The 19,216-nt window shown below is 34.3% G+C and carries 15 protein-coding genes; 7 read left to right on the top strand and 8 right to left on the bottom strand.

The genetic code is table 11. From position 1 onward, the window contains the following. Positions 1-69 precede the first annotated feature (69 nt). The 3 genes from gldG to BLR17_RS10085 are packed head-to-tail and all read right to left on the bottom strand — an operon-like array spanning position 70 to position 3,353. Positions 70-1,755: a gliding motility-associated ABC transporter substrate-binding protein GldG gene (gene gldG, locus BLR17_RS10095; RefSeq protein ID WP_066323787.1), complete on the bottom strand. Its 1,686-nt coding sequence runs from the start codon at positions 1,753-1,755 to the stop codon at positions 70-72. After that, positions 1,755-2,480, bottom strand: a complete 726-nt coding sequence (gene gldF / locus BLR17_RS10090) for a gliding motility-associated ABC transporter permease subunit GldF (RefSeq protein ID WP_066323788.1) — start codon at positions 2,478-2,480, stop codon at positions 1,755-1,757. Before gldF ends, gldG begins: the two co-directional genes overlap by 1 nt. A gap of 42 nt (positions 2,481-2,522) precedes the next feature. Next, positions 2,523-3,353, bottom strand: coding sequence for an SAM hydrolase/SAM-dependent halogenase family protein (locus BLR17_RS10085; protein ID WP_066323790.1), 831 nt, complete (start codon positions 3,351-3,353; stop codon positions 2,523-2,525). Between the two features lie 196 nt (positions 3,354-3,549). On the opposite strand from BLR17_RS10085, the gene BLR17_RS10080 reads away from it, so the two are divergent. The 3 genes from BLR17_RS10080 to BLR17_RS10070 all read left to right on the top strand — a co-directional run bounded on the left by BLR17_RS10080 (position 3,550) and on the right by BLR17_RS10070 (position 6,566). Further along, complete coding sequence (locus BLR17_RS10080; protein ID WP_066323791.1) at positions 3,550-4,500, top strand: PhoH family protein; 951 nt, start codon at positions 3,550-3,552, stop codon at positions 4,498-4,500. 196 nt (positions 4,501-4,696) lie between these two features. Beyond that, positions 4,697-5,527 carry a Cof-type HAD-IIB family hydrolase gene (locus BLR17_RS10075; RefSeq protein ID WP_066323794.1) on the top strand — a complete coding sequence of 277 codons (831 nt, stop codon included), beginning with the start codon at positions 4,697-4,699 and terminating at the stop codon, positions 5,525-5,527. 82 nt (positions 5,528-5,609) lie between these two features. Further along, complete coding sequence (locus BLR17_RS10070) at positions 5,610-6,566, top strand: phosphoribosylaminoimidazolesuccinocarboxamide synthase (protein WP_066323798.1); 957 nt, start codon at positions 5,610-5,612, stop codon at positions 6,564-6,566. Between the two features lie 80 nt (positions 6,567-6,646). On the opposite strand, the gene pheT is transcribed toward BLR17_RS10070, so the two are convergent. From pheT to recG, 3 genes are all read right to left on the bottom strand, one after another. Further along, positions 6,647-9,067 carry a phenylalanine--tRNA ligase subunit beta gene (pheT, locus tag BLR17_RS10065; RefSeq protein ID WP_066323801.1) on the bottom strand — a complete coding sequence of 807 codons (2,421 nt, stop codon included), beginning with the start codon at positions 9,065-9,067 and terminating at the stop codon, positions 6,647-6,649. Between the two features lie 135 nt (positions 9,068-9,202). Then, a complete protein-coding gene (locus BLR17_RS10060; protein ID WP_066323804.1) occupies positions 9,203-10,069 on the bottom strand; it encodes a bestrophin family protein in 867 nt (288 codons plus the stop codon). Positions 10,070-10,083: 14 nt separating this feature from the next. Next, the gene (recG, locus tag BLR17_RS10055) at positions 10,084-12,195 is read right to left on the bottom strand and encodes an ATP-dependent DNA helicase RecG (RefSeq protein ID WP_066323807.1); all 2,112 of its coding nucleotides are present in this window, start codon (positions 12,193-12,195) and stop codon (positions 10,084-10,086) included. A gap of 180 nt (positions 12,196-12,375) precedes the next feature. Between recG and BLR17_RS10050 the strand changes: the two genes are divergently transcribed. Both BLR17_RS10050 and BLR17_RS10045 read left to right on the top strand, forming a co-directional pair. Further along, positions 12,376-12,981 (top strand): transcriptional regulator, encoded by a 606-nt coding sequence (locus BLR17_RS10050; RefSeq protein WP_066323809.1) that lies wholly within the window; start codon positions 12,376-12,378, stop codon positions 12,979-12,981. Next, positions 12,975-13,685: a DUF3307 domain-containing protein gene (locus BLR17_RS10045; RefSeq protein WP_066323810.1), complete on the top strand. Its 711-nt coding sequence runs from the start codon at positions 12,975-12,977 to the stop codon at positions 13,683-13,685. Before BLR17_RS10050 ends, BLR17_RS10045 begins: the two co-directional genes overlap by 7 nt. 404 nt (positions 13,686-14,089) lie before the next feature. On the opposite strand, the gene BLR17_RS10040 is transcribed toward BLR17_RS10045, so the two are convergent. Beyond that, positions 14,090-15,130, bottom strand: coding sequence for an agmatine deiminase family protein (locus BLR17_RS10040; protein ID WP_066323812.1), 1,041 nt, complete (start codon positions 15,128-15,130; stop codon positions 14,090-14,092). Between the two features lie 335 nt (positions 15,131-15,465). Between BLR17_RS10040 and BLR17_RS10035 the strand changes: the two genes are divergently transcribed. Then, a complete protein-coding gene (locus BLR17_RS10035) occupies positions 15,466-16,278 on the top strand; it encodes a hypothetical protein (RefSeq protein ID WP_066323814.1) in 813 nt (270 codons plus the stop codon). A 208-nt stretch (positions 16,279-16,486) separates the two neighbouring features. Then, positions 16,487-18,004 (top strand): choice-of-anchor I family protein, encoded by a 1,518-nt coding sequence (locus tag BLR17_RS10030; protein WP_066323816.1) that lies wholly within the window; start codon positions 16,487-16,489, stop codon positions 18,002-18,004. 279 nt (positions 18,005-18,283) lie between these two features. Here BLR17_RS10030 and BLR17_RS10025 read toward each other — a convergent pair whose 3' ends face one another. Beyond that, positions 18,284-19,171, bottom strand: a complete 888-nt coding sequence (locus BLR17_RS10025) for a carbon-nitrogen hydrolase (RefSeq protein ID WP_066323818.1) — start codon at positions 19,169-19,171, stop codon at positions 18,284-18,286. Between the last annotated feature and the right edge of the window lie 45 nt (positions 19,172-19,216).

Here is a 19,216-nt window from a genome sequence, read left to right as displayed (position 1 = left end):
ATTTACAAATGATACATTTTTACAAATATATCGTAAACAAATCTAGTTTAGAAAATTTTTTATTAACATCTATCTGCTGTATTTGCGTTTTCTTAAAAGGCTAAATACAACTCCAAAAATGCCTAAAATTAGAATTGGAAGCCCGATAGTTATGACTTGAGTCAGGGTGTAATTGTCGTAAACTTTTTCTTTATCTAATAAAGGCAGGTCTAAATCTTTAGAACGAATGTTAATAAGTCCATTGTCATCCAGTAGGTAATTTACACAATTAAGCAGGAAATCTTTATTGTCGTATAAATTTCCGGAACGTTGATCAAATCCTAATTCTACAGGAGCATAATTTTTATCCAATTGGTTTTTTATGATGTCCCCATCCGAAATGACAATCATTTTATTGTTTTTTCCGGTTGCTTCAAAATTGTTTTGTTTGAAAGCTAAAACCCGGTTTTGAAATGCCGAATGAAAGTTGCCTTCGAGTAAAACCGCCATCGGAATATTTCCGGTATTGATGTAATGATTCGGACTGGTTTCTTCAGTTACAATATTCAAATTGATTTCGGCTGGTGTTCCGATTTTTTTAGAATATTGTGAAGATTGTAATAGAACCGTTTTTTTGATTCCGTTTTTCAAAGTGTCAATTGGATTGGCAAAATCAAATTTAATTCCTCCTAAATTCTTCACAATAGGATGCTGACTTTCCGGATAAACTAAAGGAGCAAATTTCCAGTTGAAAGATTGGTATTGCGTTGCACTTCCTGGCTCACCTGTAGCAAGTTTTATAGGACTTCCTTGTTCGTCTTTTACAATTTCAGGATTGATTCGAATTCCGTATTTAAAGAACATATCATTCAAATTCAGATTTCTGGGAAAGGCGAGAGTAGCACCTGCTTCATTGTACAAACTGTCCATTTCTACAGTTGTTTGTTCCATTAACCACATACTTTTTCCGCCATTGATGACAAACTGGTCTAAGACTTGTTTTTCAGCATCTGTAAAAGCTTCTGTTGGTTTGGCAATAATGGCTAAATCATATTTTTTTAAAGCGTCTAATGTACCAATTGGATTTTTTGCTACAGAATCTAAGGTGAAAGGTCCAATGTGGTAACTTTCCCTAATTTGTAAAAGAAATTTAGCTATTAAAACATCCTGGATTTCTCCGTTTCCTTTAATTACTGCTATCTTTTTTTGTTTCTCTTTAGTAATTTTATTTAAAGCGTCGGCAATGGAGTATTCCAAATGTTGTACTGAACCAATTACTTTTTCGGTAGTTGAGGCTCCCATAATATTTTTCAACAATGGAATATTCACTTCTTTGTTATGATAAACGGCTATTGCCCACGGAAAAACCATAGCCTGAGATTGTTTTCCTTTGTCGTCTACGGTTATGTTTACAGGGGTCAGGCCTTTCATGTACAACGCTTTGATGTTGTTCATGCTTTCGTCTTCATTTTCTAAAGGATTTACAAACTCGAAAATAATATTCGAATTGTAAGCCTGAAATTCTTCCAGTAATTCTTTAGTTTCCTGTTGTAATCTTTTGAATTCGGCAGGTAAATCGCCTTCCATATAGATTTTTACCGAAAGCGGTTCTTTAACCTGTTTAATGATGTTTAAAGAGGTTTGCGATAAGGTATATCTTTTGTCTTTGGTTAAATCAAAACGATGAAAAAAGTAATTACCAATAATATTTAATACTAAAAGAATAGCAATTGTAATTACGACTGATTTAAGGTTTCTTTTTTTAGCAGTTATCATTACAATTTAAAAGATTTAAGTTGGTAAACAGTAAACGAAAGAAAAGCTAGTGTAAGACTTATAAAATAAATTAAATCGCGGGTGTCAATTACACCACGGCTCATGCTTTTAAAGTGATTTTGCATTCCTAAAGATGAAATTATTGAAGAAATTGATGGTGTAATAGTAGCAAAACCTTCGAATCCAAAATAGAAAAAGAAGCATAAAAAAACGGCTAAAATAAAAGCTACAATTTGGTTATCAGATAGGGTAGAAGTGAATATTCCTATTGATGAATAAGCAGCAATTAAAAATAATAATCCAAAATAGGAACCAATAGTACTTCCCATGTCTATATTGCCTTCAGGTATTCCTAAATTAGAAATGACTTGGACATAAATAAAACTTGGAATAATCGCGATGATGATTAAGAATAAAGTGCCAAGAAACTTTCCTCCGGCTATTTGCCAAACAGACAATGGTTTAGTTAGTAACAACTCAAGTGTTCCTTGTTTTCTTTCGTCCGAAAAACTACGCATACTTACAGCTGGAATTAAGAAAATTAATATCCAGGGTGCCAGGCTGAAAAAAGGAGTCATGTCGGCAAATCCTGAATTTGGAATATTGTAATCGCCTTCAAATACCCAAAGGAATAATCCGTTGATGATAAGAAAAATGGCGATAACTAAATAACCTATTGGCGAACCAAAAAAGGATTTAATTTCACGTAATAATAGGGCTTTCATATATGTTTATTCGTGTATTTGTTAATTGGTTATTTGAATTTTTTAATTCTTAAATTCAATAGTTACGGCATCGCGATAATTCAGTCCTAATAAGCTGCTTGCGGAACCAATTTTGGATGGATTACTCCTGAAAATAGCAATTTCGAGGTAGCCCGCTTCATTAAAAATGGCCAGTTTTTCGCCTTCGTAATTTTTAATTGGGTATTTGTCAGAAATAGCAATGGCTGAATAATTAGGCAATATGGTTTTGATATTTTTGGTTTTCATCTGGATTTCATACGGTCTGCCTTTGGCAACTTCCAGAAATTGTTTTTTGGTAATATTTGTTACCACGTTTCCAAAATGGTCAATATAAATTACATGTCCTTTCAAGCTGTTGGAATCATTAGAAACTACCGCTTTCATTTCGGTCACTTCTTTTACATTGTTTATCTCTCTGCCAATTACATTGAGCAAACCTCCGCGGGCAATATGACAAGCCACTGTAACAAAAACGTCCAGTCCCGAAGCATCACTGGGTAAGCGATCGTGTATATTGATCGCTACAATTTTTTGCGGAACTATCTTTTGCGAAAGCATACTTAAAATTCCATTATCGGCAGCAATAAAGTACGAATCGTTCCATTGCATTACAATGTGTAGGTTTTCTTTATTCAATTCCATATCTACACCAATAAGGTGAACGGTTCCTTTGGGAAAACTTGAATACGAAGCGCCAATAATGTAGCTGGCTTCTACAATGTTAAACGGATCTATATCATGCGAAATATCAATAATTTGAGCCTCCGGATACTCAGATAAAATTTTCCCTTTTAAAGAACCAACAAAGTGATCTTTCAAGCCGTAATCGGTAGTAAGGGTAATTATTGACATATTTTTGTTTATAACTATTGGTGAAATCTAAAATTAAATTTTATTAAATTTGAGATATGCAAAGCTAATAATAGTAATCTCAAAAAAGCAAAAAAGCAAAAATAAATTCTAATATAGTAACCAAATAAAGCCAAGATGAAAAAGCATTTTGGATGAGTTTTTAAATTGATTTAGTAATATTCTAAAACTATACCCTTTGAACGAAAGAATCATCGAGCTCATAGACATCGCTCCAAAAGAGTTTTGGGGTGCTCAAGACACTCATCTTGAAACCATTAAAAAATATTATCCAAAATTAAAAATAGTTGCCAGAGGAACAACTTTAAAAGCATTTGGAGAAAAAGACATATTGGACGAGTTCGAAAGGCGTTTTCAAAGATTGATGCTTCATTTTACCCGTTACAACAATATTGATGATAATGTAATTGAACGCGTAATTTTAGGAGATGCTCAGGACGACCGAAAAATGAGTCCAAATGATAAAATTTTAGTACACGGAGTAGGAGGGAAAATTGTAAAAGCAATGACTCCTAACCAACAATTACTGGTTGATACCATCAACAAAAACGATATGGTTTTTGCTGTAGGACCGGCAGGGACAGGAAAGACGTATACAGGAGTAGCAATGGCTGTAAAAGCATTGAAAGAAAAACAGGTAAAACGCATCATCCTTACCCGTCCGGCAGTAGAAGCAGGGGAAAATTTAGGTTTTCTTCCGGGAGATATGAAAGAAAAACTGGATCCTTACATGCAACCGCTTTATGATGCTTTACGCGATATGATTCCGAACGAAAAACTGGAAGATCATATTGCAAAAGGAATTATCCAAATTGCACCATTGGCATTTATGCGCGGACGTACACTGGATAATGCTTTTGTAATTCTGGATGAAGCTCAAAACACCACCCATTCGCAAATGAAAATGTTTTTAACCCGTATGGGGAAAAATGCCAAATTCATGGTAACCGGAGATCCGGGACAGGTTGATTTGCCACGCAGAACCATTTCAGGATTAAAAGAAGCATTATTGGTCTTAAAAGATATTGAAGGAATTGGAATTATTTATCTGGACGACAAAGACATTGTACGCCACCGATTAGTTAAAAAAGTAATCGATGCTTATAAGTATACTGAGAACACCGATTAATTTTTGATTATTGAGAACAAATTTAAGGACGACTCCATTTGGGGTCGTCTTTTTTTATATCCTTGGTAAATTTTGAAAATTTTAGAACAGGAATAATGTTTAGCAATACGTTAAATTGCTGTTATTTTGATATATATTTAAAATTCTTTCCCTGTATTTTCGGTATTTTTGCAAAACAATAAGAGCGAATGAATTTATGATAAAAGAAAAGATAAAAGTCATTGTAAGTGATTTAGACGGAACATTATTAAACAGTGATCATCAAATTTCAGATTATACCAAAGAGGTTTTTAGAGAATTATACAATCAGAATTATTTAATTATTGTGGCTACAGGTCGTCATCATTTGGATGCGATGTCCATTGTAGAAACTTTAGATTTTCCTATTTATTTGGTTACTTCTAATGGTGCTAGAATTCATGCACCAGATAAAGAATTGATTTTTGCTACTAATATGGAAAGTAATGCCGTACAATCTGTAATGCAGATGGATATTCCAGATGAATATACCGTTGTTTTGTTTAAAGAAAATGTTTGGCAAACAAATAAACATGACAATAAGTTGTTGGAATTTCAAACTAAGTTAAGTTATGTTCCTGAATTAGTTAATTATAAAGAAATTACCGATTTTAATGCTATCAAAATATTCTTTAAGCATGAAAGCCACGGAAAATTGCTCGAATTGAGAGAGCAAATTTTAGAGAAATATCCTGATACATTTAGTCATGCGTTTAGCTTGCCACATTGTTTGGAGTTTATGAACAAATCGGTAGATAAAAGTGTTGCTATTGGGCGAATTTTAGAAAAAGAAGGATACGAATTTCATCAGGCCATTTCTTTTGGAGATGGTTACAATGATGAGGGTATGTTGAATGCTACTGCCAAAGGTTTGTTGATGGGAAATGCACCGGATAGTTTGAAAAACAAATTGGCACATTTGGAAGTGATTTCAAAAAATCACCAAGACGGAGTTGCGAATTATTTGGTTGAAAATATTTTAAAAAATACAAGCTTAGAATCTAAATAAAAGACAGGGAACTTTCTTTGTTTTTCTATTCAAAATAATCCTAAATTTGCATTCTTATAAAATCAACGCAATACGTATCTAAATGAGCAATACAATCAGAACAACTAATTTTAATTTTCCAAATCAGAAATCGGTTTATAGAGGTAAAGTAAGAGAAGTTTACAATATTAATGATGAGTTATTAGTAATGGTGGCAACCGACAGGCTTTCGGCTTTTGATGTGGTTTTGCCAAAAGGAATTCCGTACAAAGGACAAATTCTAAACCAAATTGCTACTAAATTCATGGAATTGACTCAGGATATTGTTCCAAACTGGTTGATTGCTACTCCGGATCCAAGTGTGGCTGTAGGTCATTTATGTGAGCCTTTCAAAGTAGAAATGGTTATTCGTGGTTATTTATCAGGGCATGCTTCACGCGAATATGCTGCTGGTAAAAGACAAATTTGTGGAGTTACAATGCCTGAAGGCTTAAAAGAAAACGATAAATTTCCGGAACCAATTATTACACCAACTACCAAAGCGGATAACGGTGAACACGATGCGGATATTTCAAGAGAAGATATTTTGGCAAAAGGGATCGTGAGCGAAGAGGATTATTTAGTTTTAGAAAAATATACCAGAGCGTTGTTTCAAAGAGGAACTGAAATTGCAGCAAGCCGCGGATTGATTTTGGTGGATACCAAATACGAATTTGGAAAAACTAAGGATGGAAAAATTGTATTGATTGACGAAATTCATACTCCGGATTCTTCCCGTTATTTTTATGCTGAAGGTTACGCAGAAAGACAGGCAAAAGGTGAGGAGCAAAAACAATTGTCTAAAGAATTTGTTCGTCGTTGGTTAATAGAAAATGGTTTTCAAGGTCAGGAAGGACAACAAATTCCTGAAATGACAGATGCTTACATTGAAAGTGTTTCTGAAAGATACATCGAATTATACGAAAATATCATAGGAGAGAAGTTTGTTAAGGCTGATATTTCGAATATCAATGAAAGAATTGAAAAGAATGTTTTGGCTTATTTAGCAGGTCAAAAATAATTTTGATACAAATAGAATCAATAAAACCCATCTCGTTTTTTAGAACAAGATGGGTTTTGTTTTATTTGAAATGTTGAGAATTATCTCAAACTGGCTCCAAGTTCAGTTTCAAAATTCTTTTGCAGTTTGCTCATGATTTTATCAATTTGAGCATCAGTAAGTGTTTTTGAATCATCCTGAAGGATAAAACTTAAAGCATATGATTTTTTACCTTCCGGCAGATTTTTACCTTCATATACATCAAAAAGGTTGATGTTTTTTAGTAAGCTTTTCTCAGTTTGTCTTGCAATTGCGTAAATACTGTCGTAGTTTACATTTTGGTCAATCAATAAAGCCAAGTCTCTACGTACTTCCGGATATTTAGTGATTTCGCTGTACTTAATTTTGTTTGGAATCGATTTTAAAACATTTTCCCAATTAAAATCAGCAAAGAAAACCTCTTGTTTAATTCCGAAATGTTTCAGAATAGATTTTTTTACCACACCAAATTCAACTAAAATATTATGACCGGAAACAATCGCAATTCCTTCTGAGAAAACATCAGATTTTACAGGGCTGTTTTGTGTTTTTTGAATTCCTAATCGGGTAAAAATTCCTTCTACATAACCTTTGAATAAGAAGAAATCGGAAGGTTTTTGTGGATTAGTCCAGTTTTCCTGATTTCTGTTTCCTGTTAAAAATAGCGTAAGGTGTTTTTGTTCTTCATAACCCGAAAGGAATTTATGGTAGGATTTTCCAAATTCGAATAATCTTAAATCGGCATTTTTACGATTGATGTTATAAGCAATAGCTTCTAATCCGGAGAATAATAATGATTGGCGCATAGCTGCCAAATCGTTGCTCAATGGATTTAACATCGTTACATTGTGCTCTTCTTTTAACATTTCTGAAAGCTGAACATAAGAAGCAGTAGTCAATGAATTGGCCATCATTTCGTGGAATCCTTGTGAATTCAGTTGATTGCCAACAATATTTTGTACTTTATAATCTTCGTTTCTCGGAGCGTTGAAAACAGTAGCATTTAACTTATTTGAAAAATCAATTTTATTATAACCGTAAACTCTCAGAATTTCTTCAATAACATCAATTTCTCTTTGTACATCTACACGATAAGCAGGAATTGTTAATCCTAAACCGGCATCCGAAACACTATTGACTTTAATATCTAATGAAGCTAATATTTTTTTGATAGTGTCTTTTGGAATTTGTTGGCCGATAATTTTAGTAACCTTATCAAAATTTACAAATACAGAGAAATCTTCTACCTTTTTAGTGTAAATTTCAACAATTTCTGAAGTAATATTTCCACCGGCTACTTCCTGAATTAATAAAGCCGCACGTTTTAAAGCATAAGCTGTAATGGAAGGATCAATCCCTCTTTCAAATCTGAAGGAAGCATCTGTACTTAATTGATGTCTTTTGGCTGTTTTTCTGATACTCACCGGATTGAAATAAGCACTTTCTAAGAAAATAGAAGTAGTGTTGTTACTTACTCCGGAGTTTTGTCCTCCTAAAACACCTGCAATACATAGTGGACCTTTATCATCACAAATCATCAAATCTTCTTCATGTAATGTTCTTTCCACTTCATCCAAAGTGATGAATTTTGTTCCTGCTTCAACTGTTTTTACATGGATTTTCCCATTGATTTTGGCAGCGTCAAAAGCATGTAATGGTTGTCCTAAATCGTGCAAAACATAATTAGTTACATCGACAATATTGTTTTTTGGATTGATTCCAATAGCTTTCAAACGATCCTGTAACCAGGCAGGAGAAGGTTTTACGGTGATACCTGAAATCGTAACTCCACAATAACGAGGTGCTAAAGCAGTTGCTTCAACCTTAACATCAATTTTTAAGGTACGCATATCCACTCTAAAATTACTAACTGACGGCGTAATTAATTCAACGCTCACACCATTTTGTAATAATCCGGCTCTTAAATCTCTGGCAGTACCCAGATGGCTCATCGCATCGGCGCGGTTTGGTGTTAAACCTATTTCGAAAACCTCATCATTTTCTATTTTGAAAACTTTAGCTGCAGGAGTTCCCGGAACTAAAGCATCATCTAGAACCATAATTCCGTCATGGCTTTCTCCCAGACCTAATTCGTCCTCGGCACAAATCATTCCATGACTTTCCTGTCCTCGGATTTTTCCTTTTTTTATAGTAAATGAATTTCCTTCTTTATCATATAAAACAGTTCCAATGGTTGCTACCGGCACTTTTTGTCCTGCTGCTACATTGCTGGCACCACAAACAACTTGTATTGGTGTACCATTTCCTAAATCAACAGTAGTTACTTTTAATTTGTCGGCATCCGGATGTTTTTCGCATGTAAGTACATGGCCAACAACAATACCTTCTAATCCTCCTTTTACAGATTGATATTTTTCAACCACTTCTACCTCAAGACCTAAATCAGTCAATAAGGCTGCTGTTTGTTCTGAATTCCAGTCGGTTTTAATGAATTGTTTTAACCAGTTGTATGATATTTTCATTTGTAAATTTTAATAAGGTTGCAAATATAAACATTGTCAACCGAGCTTCAAAGTTATTAAAGTCACTTTTTATAATTTATCTGTCTTCCAATAAACAATTTTGGAATGATGATTTTATAGTATTCTAAAAGGCACTTATTGAATTAATTCCTCGACATGTTTCTTAATATTCGCTGCAATTTTAGTGGTTGGTAAATCATTGTCGTCATGCCCAAAAGGTTCTTCAATTTCTTCGGCAATTAATTCTAAACTGGCCAAAACATAAAAGATAAAAACCACTACGGGAATTACAAAATACCCCAAATTAAATACATACCCAAAAGGTAAAGTCATTACGTAGAAAAAGATGAATTTTTTTAGAAAAACACTGTAAGAATAGGGAATAGGAGTGTTTTTAATGCGTTCACAGGCACCGCAAATATCCGTAAAAGACTGAATTTCGTTGTTTAAAATAATCAGTTGGTCTCCGGTGATTTTTTGAGATTTATACAATTCATTTACTTTCATAAAGAGCATTTTCGCAACCTGATTTGGACGATGTGTATGATGGTTTACCGGAAACGAAATTTCCTCCGATAATTGTTTACCCGTTTCTTCGTCTTTTAAATGTTTGTTTAAAATAGAGACATAAGCAGGAATTATTTTTCTGAAAAAAGCCCTGTCTTTTTCGTCTTCAATAATGGCGTTTAATTTTAAAGCCAGGTTACGACTGTTGTTTACCAATGCGCCCCACATTTTACGGCCTTCCCACCAGCGATCATAAGCCGTATTTGTTCTGAAAACTAATAATAACGAAATTACAAATCCCAGCATTCCGTGCATCATCGAAATGTTTTTTACGTGACTGTCATCGGGTAAATCCCAATATTCGAGTTCGAGATAGGCTACTGCTGCTGAATAAATTCCAATAAGTATGATTAATGGAAACAATTTTCGAAAAGTATCGGCTTTGTGAAAACGAAAAATAAAAGTAATCCAGTCTTTTGGGTTGTACGAAATCATGATTTAAAGTTGTTTTAACTAATGTAATTCCAAATATTTTTTTTCTTTGTTAGTTCTATATACACAGCTCTTAAAACAGCGTGTTCCGGTTTTTGTAACGGGGCATCGTCTGAAAGTATTTTTAAAGCATGTGCTCGGGCGAGTGATAATATTTCACGGTCTTTAACGATATCTGCAATTTGAAGGTTTAATACGCCACTTTGTTGGGTTCCCATTAGGTTTCCGGGACCGCGTAGTTTTAAATCAACTTCGGCAATTTCAAAGCCGTCATTGGTGCGTACCATCGTTTCCATTCGGGTTTTACTGTCTGAACTCAATTTGTGGCTGGTAATCAAAATACAATAACTTTGCTCGGCACCACGACCTACGCGACCACGCAATTGGTGTAGTTGTGAAAGACCAAAACGTTCAGCACTTTCGATAATCATTACCGAGGCATTAGGAACATTTACACCTACTTCGATTACTGTTGTAGCCACCATAATATTAGTTTTTCCCTCGGAAAAGCGTTTCATTTCGGCATCTTTATCAGCCGGTTTCATTTTGCCATGAACAATAGAAACGGCGTATTGCGGCAGCGGAAAATCTCTTGAAATGCTTTCGTAACCGTCCATTAAATCTTTGTAATCCATCTTTTCCGATTCCTGAATCAACGGATAAACAATGTATATTTGGCGACCCAAAGCAATTTCGTCCCGAATAAATTTCCAAATTTTCAAACGATTACTATCGTAACGATGTACCGTTTGAATGGGTTTTCTTCCCGGAGGTAATTCGTCAATAACCGAAATATCTAAATCGCCATACAAACTCATTGCCAGAGTACGCGGAATAGGAGTAGCGGTCATCACTAAAATGTGTGGCGGAATATCGTTTTTCTTCCATAATTTAGAACGTTGTTCTACCCCAAAACGATGTTGCTCATCAATGATTGCTAAACCTAAACTATGAAATTTTACCTTGTCTTCCAGTAAGGCATGAGTACCAATAAGAATTTGTAAACTGCCGTTTTCAAGTTCTTCGTGGATAATTTTTCTATCTGAAGTTTTAGTTGAACCTGTTAGTATTTTTATATTTAAATTCAGCTTTTTAGCTAATGCTGAAAGTCCTGAAAAATGCTGATTGGCTAAGATTTCTGTTGGAGCCATTAAGCAAGCCTGAAAACCATTATCCATAGCCAATAACATACTCATAAAAGCTACAATGGTTTTTCCCGAACCCACATCGCCTTGCAATAAGCGATTCATTTGGGCATTGCTCCCCATATCCGTTCGAATTTCCTTAATTACTCTTTTTTGAGCATTAGTCAGTTCAAAAGGAAGGTGGTTTTGGTAAAACTCGTTGAAAAATTCGCCTACTTTAGTAAAAGAGTGTCCTTTGATTTTGTGCTTCTGAATCATGTTTTTCATAATCAGTTGTATCTGAATAAAAAACAATTCTTCAAATTTTAATCGAAATTGGGCTTTCGCCAAAGCATCGGCACTTTTAGGAAAATGTATGTTGAATAAAGCAGCGTTTTTAGGAATTAACTTTAACTGTTGCGTTAAGTAATCAGGCAAAGTTTCTGTAAACAAGGCTTGTGTTTCCAGAAATAATTGCTGCATCATTTTGTTAATGACACGATTTGAAATTCCACGATTAGTCAGGGTTTCGGTTGAAGGATAAACGGGTTGCATCGCTGAACGCAAACTTTGTTCGTGTTCGCTTAACAGTTCGATTTCGGGATGTGCCATATTGTACATGCCGTTAAACGAAGTACATTTTCCAAAAATCACTATGGTTTGATTTAATTTCAGAGATTCCCGAATCCATTTGTGCCCCTGAAACCATACTAATTCCATTTGGCCGGTATCATCTACAAAAGTAGCTACCAGACGTTTTCTGCCTTTGGCAAATTCTACCGTTTTGATATTGATAATCTTCCCGATGATTTGTACTTCGGCAATGTTGTTTTGTAACTCGTTGATTTTGTAATATCGGGTTCTGTCGATGTAGCGATTAGGATAAAAATTGAGTAAATCAGCATATTTATGAATCCCTAATTCCTTGCGAAGCAACTCGCCCCGACTGGGACCAACGCCTTTTAAGTATTCGATAGGAGTGAGCAGGAGATTGTTAGAAGACATTTAGAGATTTTCAATTTTGAAAACGAAGATAGTTTATAATTGGGAATTCTGAAAATGCAAATTTTGATTTGTTATCGTTTAATTTGACGATAATTTTAAATATCGTTTAATTTAGCGATAATTTTAAATATCACTTTATTTAGCGATATTTTTTTGTATCTTGCATTAAAATCATAAATTATGAAAGCGGTAATTACAGGAGATATTATGCATTCCCGAAAACTGGCTTCTGCTGTATGGCTGGCTGATTTAAAGGCTGTTTTGAATAGTTATGGCAGTGAACCTAAAGATTGGGAGATTTATCGGGGCGATAGTTTTCAGTTAGTTGTTCCGGTCGAAGATGCACTTGAAATAGCATTGTTGATTAAAGCTACTATCAAACAACATAAAGCACTTGACGCGCGTATAGCAATAGGAGTGGGGACTATCGATTATAATGCCGATAAGATAACAGAATCTAATGGTGTAGCTTTTATCAATTCAGGCGAGTGTTTTGAGGCTTTAAAAAAACAAACATTGGGCATAAAAACACCCTGGACGGGATTCAATTCAGCATTTGAAGTTATAATACCTTTGCTTCTTTTAGTTGCAGATAACTGGACGAGTACTTCGGCTGAAATTTTAAAGAAAGCTTTAGAAAACCCGGGGGTTAACCAAAATCAATTGGCTACAGCTCTGAATAGAAAAAGCCAAAGTTCGATAAGCTCTTCGCTTAAAAGAGCGGGTTATGAGGAGATAAAAAATACGATTGCATTTTACAAACAAGAAATTAAAAAACAATGGTAGTATTATTTTTAAGTTTGCTTTTGGCCCATTTTATAGGTGATTTTTTATTGCAGCCCACAACTTGGGTAAAAGACAAGAAGAAGAAAAAAATCAAGTCAAAATATTTATATTACCACATAGGAGTGCATTTGCTGTTGTTGCTTATTACAACACAGTTTGCTTCAAAATATTTTCTGGCTATAGTTTTGATTGCTTTGAGTCATTTTGGGATTGATTGCGCCAAATTATATTTTGAAAAAAAGAAAACAGAAAAAACCTGGTTTTTTATTGATCAGTTGACGCATTTGGCTGTGATTGCTATGGTGGTATTGTATTATTTTCCATGTGAAATTGCTATTGCAAGTTTGTATTCACAGCAAAGTTTGGCTTTAATTACGGCTTTGGTTGCTGTGACTTATGTAAGTGCTATTATTTTAAAAGTGCTGTTGTCTAAATGGAGTGAGCAAATTATAAAAATTGATACCGGAGATACCAATAACGCCGGGAAATATATTGGGATTTTGGAACGGCTGTTTATCTTCTTTTTTGTCGTGATTAATTTCTGGGAAGGAATAGGGTTTTTATTGGCAGCCAAATCTATTTTTAGGTTTGGTGATTTAAAAGAATCCAAAGATGTTCGTTTGACTGAATATATTTTGATAGGAACTTTATTGAGTTTTGGATTCGGGATTTTATGTGCAATGCTTTATAAGAGCATCATTTAACCGCAAAGTTTTTCCGCTAAGGCTCTCTGAGTAAACGCAAAGATTCGCAAATTTTTTTTATAATATGTGTTAATCAATGGCTAAATGTTTTTCACCATATAAGTCATATAAGTTTTATACTTTCTGAAAAGATAAGAAGCTCAGATAAGTTATTTTCATAAATGAAAATATTTATAAAATCTGTGTTAATCTGTGGTGAAAAAAATAACCGCAAAGTTTTGAAAGTTCTTCGCAAAGTTTACAAAGAAAAATAATGTATTGAATCTGCTTGTAAAATTATAGCACGCAGATTCAGCAGATTTTGGCAGATTAAAAATAGTAAAGCTTCGCAAAATCTTTAAAAAAACTTTGCGAAGCTTTGTGGTAAACTTTTTCTCTTTGCGTTTACAAAAAAAATGTAAATATTATTCCGGTATTTGCTGACTTAAGCAGTGTAGTGTTCCAAAGCCCCAAATTAAGTCAATCGCGCTAATTCCGATAATTTCTCTGTCAGGGAAACATTCGGCTAATATGTTTAAGGCTTTTCTATCGTTAGGGTCATTGAAAACAGGAACTAAAACACAGTTGTTTAAAATAAGGAAATTAGCATAACTTGCAGGTAAGCGTAAATCTTCAAAATCCAAACGTTTTGGCATTGGTAAAGCTACAATCACAGGCGATTTTCCGTTTTCTAATTTAGCACTTTGCAAGCGTTTTAAATTGTCCTGCAATGGTTTGTAGTTGGCGTCATTCGGATCAGTTTCTACTATTGTCACGATGGTATCTTCGTTTACAAATCGTGCCAAATCATCAATATGACCATGAGTGTCATCACCTTCAATTCCGTCACCTAGCCAGATTACATTGGTAATACCCAGGTATTCTTTGAAAACAGCTTCGTAGTCCTCTTTGGTAAAACCAGCATTGCGTACCTGAATACTCGGGTGCATCAGACATTCTTCGGAAGTTAATAAAGTTCCTTTGCCATTGACATCAATAGCACCGCCTTCTACAATTACAGGCTTCCCTTTGTATACTACTTGTGTTAACGGAAGATTTAAAGCATCAGCTACTTTTGCAGGAACGTGTTTGTCAAGTTGGAAGTTTTTGTATTTTGCCCAACCATTAAAGTTGAAATTTAAGGCTTCTCTTTTTCCGTCTTTATATACTACAATAGGGCCTGAGTCACGCATCCAACTTCTGTTTGTTTTTTGTTGGATAAAAGTAATCTGATCCAGATTCACGCGGGCACGGTCCAACATGTCAGTTACTTTGGCTTGCAGTTTTTCGTCAATAACTACCAGAAAAACTTTTTCGTAAGCAGCTACTTTTTTAATAAACTCTACAAAAGCCCATTGAATTGCTTCGTATTTTCCCGGCCAATCGTTTCCGTTATGTGGAAAACAAAGTAAAATTCCTTCTTGCTTTTCCCATTCAGCAGGAAAACGTCTGTTTGTAGTTGTCATAAAAAAGATGCTAAAATTTGATGACCGCAAATATAAGCATTCGTAAGGATTATAAAAATGAGTAACCATTGTTACTTATAGTTTTTTATGGAGCAATTTCCAGCAGTCTTTTACAAAGTTTTTGGGTATAACTTGTTTATCTAAGTACAGGCAAGAGTTTCTTATAGTAGCTATCCCAGTACAAGAAAAATGAAAGGCTCTCTCTGTATGCGCTTTCCTCTTCGGTCAGGACTAGGGAAATGATTTTTTATAGGAAAAATAAATTTCAAAAGAATGATTTGTGAGATAAAGTTGGTTATATTTGATAAGTCTCTGATTTAATATTTTATTCCAAAATGAAAATAATACGTTTTATATCCATTTTGTTGTTTATAAATAATCCTTTGCTTTGTTTAGCTCAGGACTATTCTTTAAAAGATTTTATAGCTTGTCCAATACCTAAAAGACTTAGTAAAGAATGGTATGAATTTAATCGTGCATCAGATAGAAAGTTTATATTTTCATTGAAAAATGGTAAAATTCAAATAGATAAATTTAAATCGAATTCTAATGTCATATTTGATATTCCAAACGGAAAATTAATAGGAATTAATAAAGGTGAATGGGGAGGTGGGTTATTTTTTAAAGCTAAAGATTCTACTAAACAATTTTTTGTCAATGGAAAAAATATGAATGAAATTCGTCCCAGTTCTTTTATAAGTTTAATGTATGATGAAAATGATCCATTAGCAAAAATTCTTAAAGAATCGAAACGCATTAAAGGTGGAAATGTAAGTTTCATTTTTAAATTTAATGATTCTATTTGCTTTATGGGAGGTTTAGCACATATGGGGGATAATTATGGTAATCTCTATAAACTTCAAAGCACAGATAATTCGTTTATAATCTCCAAAGCTATAAAACTTGGGAGTTCACCCGATGCAATGTATATTTACAAAGATATTTTATATATAGCAGGTAACAAAGGTTTTTATATGATTGATAAAAATTGGCAAGTAACAACTGTTTTTGATGAATTATTTTGGCAAGGTTTACGTCCAACATCAGTTTTAGTACTCGATAAGAAAAATGTTTTTGTTACGATCGTAGGTGGTTATGTCAAAATTAATCCTGAAAATAAAAAAATGACATTATATAAAGCGAAATAATTATTTGATAATATTCAAAATACCCCAAAGAGGAATCCATATCCTCTTTTTTTATGTTGTTATTTTTTCAGTGTCTTAACCTTGATTGTTTTTTCGAAACCATTTGCTAACATCGCATTCATTCTTGTTAAATATTTGATAATCCTGGCTTAATCCAAAAGTTTCATGCTGCGTTTATTTTTGCTGAAAACTATCAAAAAGAAAAAACATGAAAAATTTTGGAATTTCATTAATAGCAGCGCTGTTTATATTTTGCAGTTGTGAAAATGAAAAAAGTGACAACAATCAGGAAATTGAGATTAACGAAGATGTGGCAAGTTTTAAAGAAGTAGGTATCATAACTATTGGCGGATTAGCTGCAGCCGAAATCAGTGCGTATGATGAAACTACTAAAAGACTTTTTACGGTAAACAACAGTGCAACTAATCAAATTGATGTTGTTGATGTATCGGATCCTGCAAATCCTAAAAAATTAGCGGTGATTGATTTATCCGTTTATAGTGGTGCTTCAAATAGTGTTTCTGTTTACGGAGGGAAACTGGCAGTTGCTTTGGAATCGACTGTAAACAAACAAGGGAATGGAAAAGTAGTTGTTTTTAATACGTCCGATTATAGCTTGATTAAAGAAATTACCGTGGGAGCTCTGCCGGATATGGTCACTTTTTCACCAGATGGTAAATATATTATGACGGCAAACGAAGGAGAACCAAATGCGGATTATTCGGTAGATCCGGATGGTTCAGTTTCTATTATTGAAGTCAACAATAATTATGCGGTAACCACTTTGAATTTTGCTGGTTTTGCAAGTCAGTTGACTACTTTAAAAACCAAAGGATTTAGAGTTTCAAAAACAGCTAAAAGCTTTGCTGCTGATATAGAACCGGAATACATCACAATTTCTGCCGATTCAAAAACTGCCTGGGTAACTTTGCAGGAAAATAACGGAGTGGCTAAGATAGATTTGGCTTCTAAAACAATCACTTCGTTATTTGGATTGGGCTATAAAGATTTTAATACTGCCGAAAACGGAATTGATGTTAGTGATAAAGATTTGACTATAGCATTTAATCCCTGGAAATTAAAAGGGATGTACATGCCGGATGCCATTGCAAATTATACGGTAAATGGAACGTCATATTTTATTACAGCCAATGAAGGTGATGCCAGAGAATACAATCCTTATACAGATGTAGCCAGATTAAAGACATTGACTTTAGATGCGACTGTTTTTCCTAATGCAGCTACTCTAAAAGCCGATGCCTCAATGGGACGTTTGAATTTGATTTCGACAGAAGGCGATACCGATAACGACGGCGATTTGGATGAGTTAATTAGTTTTGGAGCACGTTCGTTCACTATTTGGAACGGAAATACCGGAAGTTTGGTTTTTGACAGTAAAAACGATTTGGATAAACGTTCAAATGATTTTGGAACTTATGATGATGCTCGTAGTGATGACAAAGGTTCTGAACCGGAAGCGGTGGTAGTTGCCAAGATGGGGAATAAAAACATCTTGTTTGTTGGTTTGGAAAGAACCGATACGGTAATGGTTTATGATATTACGAATCCTTCGGCGCCACAATATTTGCAAAGTATTAAAACAGGAGATGCCCCTGAAGGATTGTTGTTTGTTCCTGCTTCGAAGAGTCCAAACAAAAGAAGTTTATTAGTGGTAAGCAGTGAAGGAGATGGAACAGTTAAGTTTTTCCAACCGAACTTACAATAATTTTTTATCACAAAGATTCGCTAAGAAAAGCTAAGCTCCACAAAGGGTTAAAAAAAGCTGTATAAATCTGCCAAAATCTGCGTGCTATTTAAAGAACTCTAAGTCTTTTGACAGGCCATAAGAGGATTTGTGAAAAGTATATGAAAAAAGAAAATGGACTAAAACGTGTTGTTTTGGTCCATTTTTATTTAAGTTTTTAAAGTTTATACAAAGTAATTAAATTACTTTGCGAGCCTTTGTACTTCCTTTGAGAAACTTTACGGTTAACTTTTTGAAATTCTAGTCAATAGCTCTTTTAGTAATATCTCCAAAGGCATCGATTCTTCGGTCTCTGAAAAATGGCCAGTTTTGACGTACGTTTTCCTGTAAATCCAAATCAACCTCAGCAATTAGAATTTCTTCTTTATCGTGAGAAGCCTGTGCTAAAATCTCTCCTTGCGGACCACAAATAAAGGAAGCTCCCCAGAATTCAATTCCGGCTGTATCCGGTAAATATTGTTCTAAACCAATTCGGTTAGCAGCAGCTACATAAACACCATTGGCAACAGCATGTCCTTTCATTACATTCATCCAGGCACCATATTGGTTTTCGCCATATTGTTCTTTTTCCTGAGGATGCCAACCAATAGCTGTTGGGTAAAATAATACTTCGGCACCTTTTAAAGCAGTTAAACGTGCTGCTTCCGGATACCATTGATCCCAGCAGATTAAAGTTCCAATATTTCCTTTTTTCGTTGGATTATTTTTAAAACCTAAGTCCCCCGGTGTGAAATAAAATTTTTCATAGAAAGCAGGATCGTCCGGAATATGCATTTTTCGGTATAATCCGGCTTCAGTTCCATCAGTATCGATGATGTAAGCACTGTTATGGTAGATTCCGGCCATTCTTTTTTCGAAGAAAGGAACAATAATCACCACACCTAATTCTTTTGCTAATTCGCTAAATGCGATAAAAGAAGTGCTGTATAAAGGTTCAGCCAAAGCAAAATTGTCTACATCTTCACTTTGACAGAAATAATGACTGCTATATAATTCTGGTAAAGAAATCACTTCAGCTCCTTGTGCGGCAGCATCTCTAACCCAACTGATACATTTTTTTAAATTATTTTCGGCAATGTCATTCAAATTCAGTTGAATAACGGCAATTTTGTATTTTTTGTTTGGCATCGATAAAAATTTTAGACTGCAAAAATAGTTATTTTTATGAAGAGA

Origin of the sequence: Flavobacterium glycines, from assembly GCF_900100165.1 — a bacterium.
Lineage (GTDB): Bacteria > Bacteroidota > Bacteroidia > Flavobacteriales > Flavobacteriaceae > Flavobacterium > Flavobacterium glycines.
This window is presented reverse-complemented; position numbering and strand designations above follow the sequence as displayed.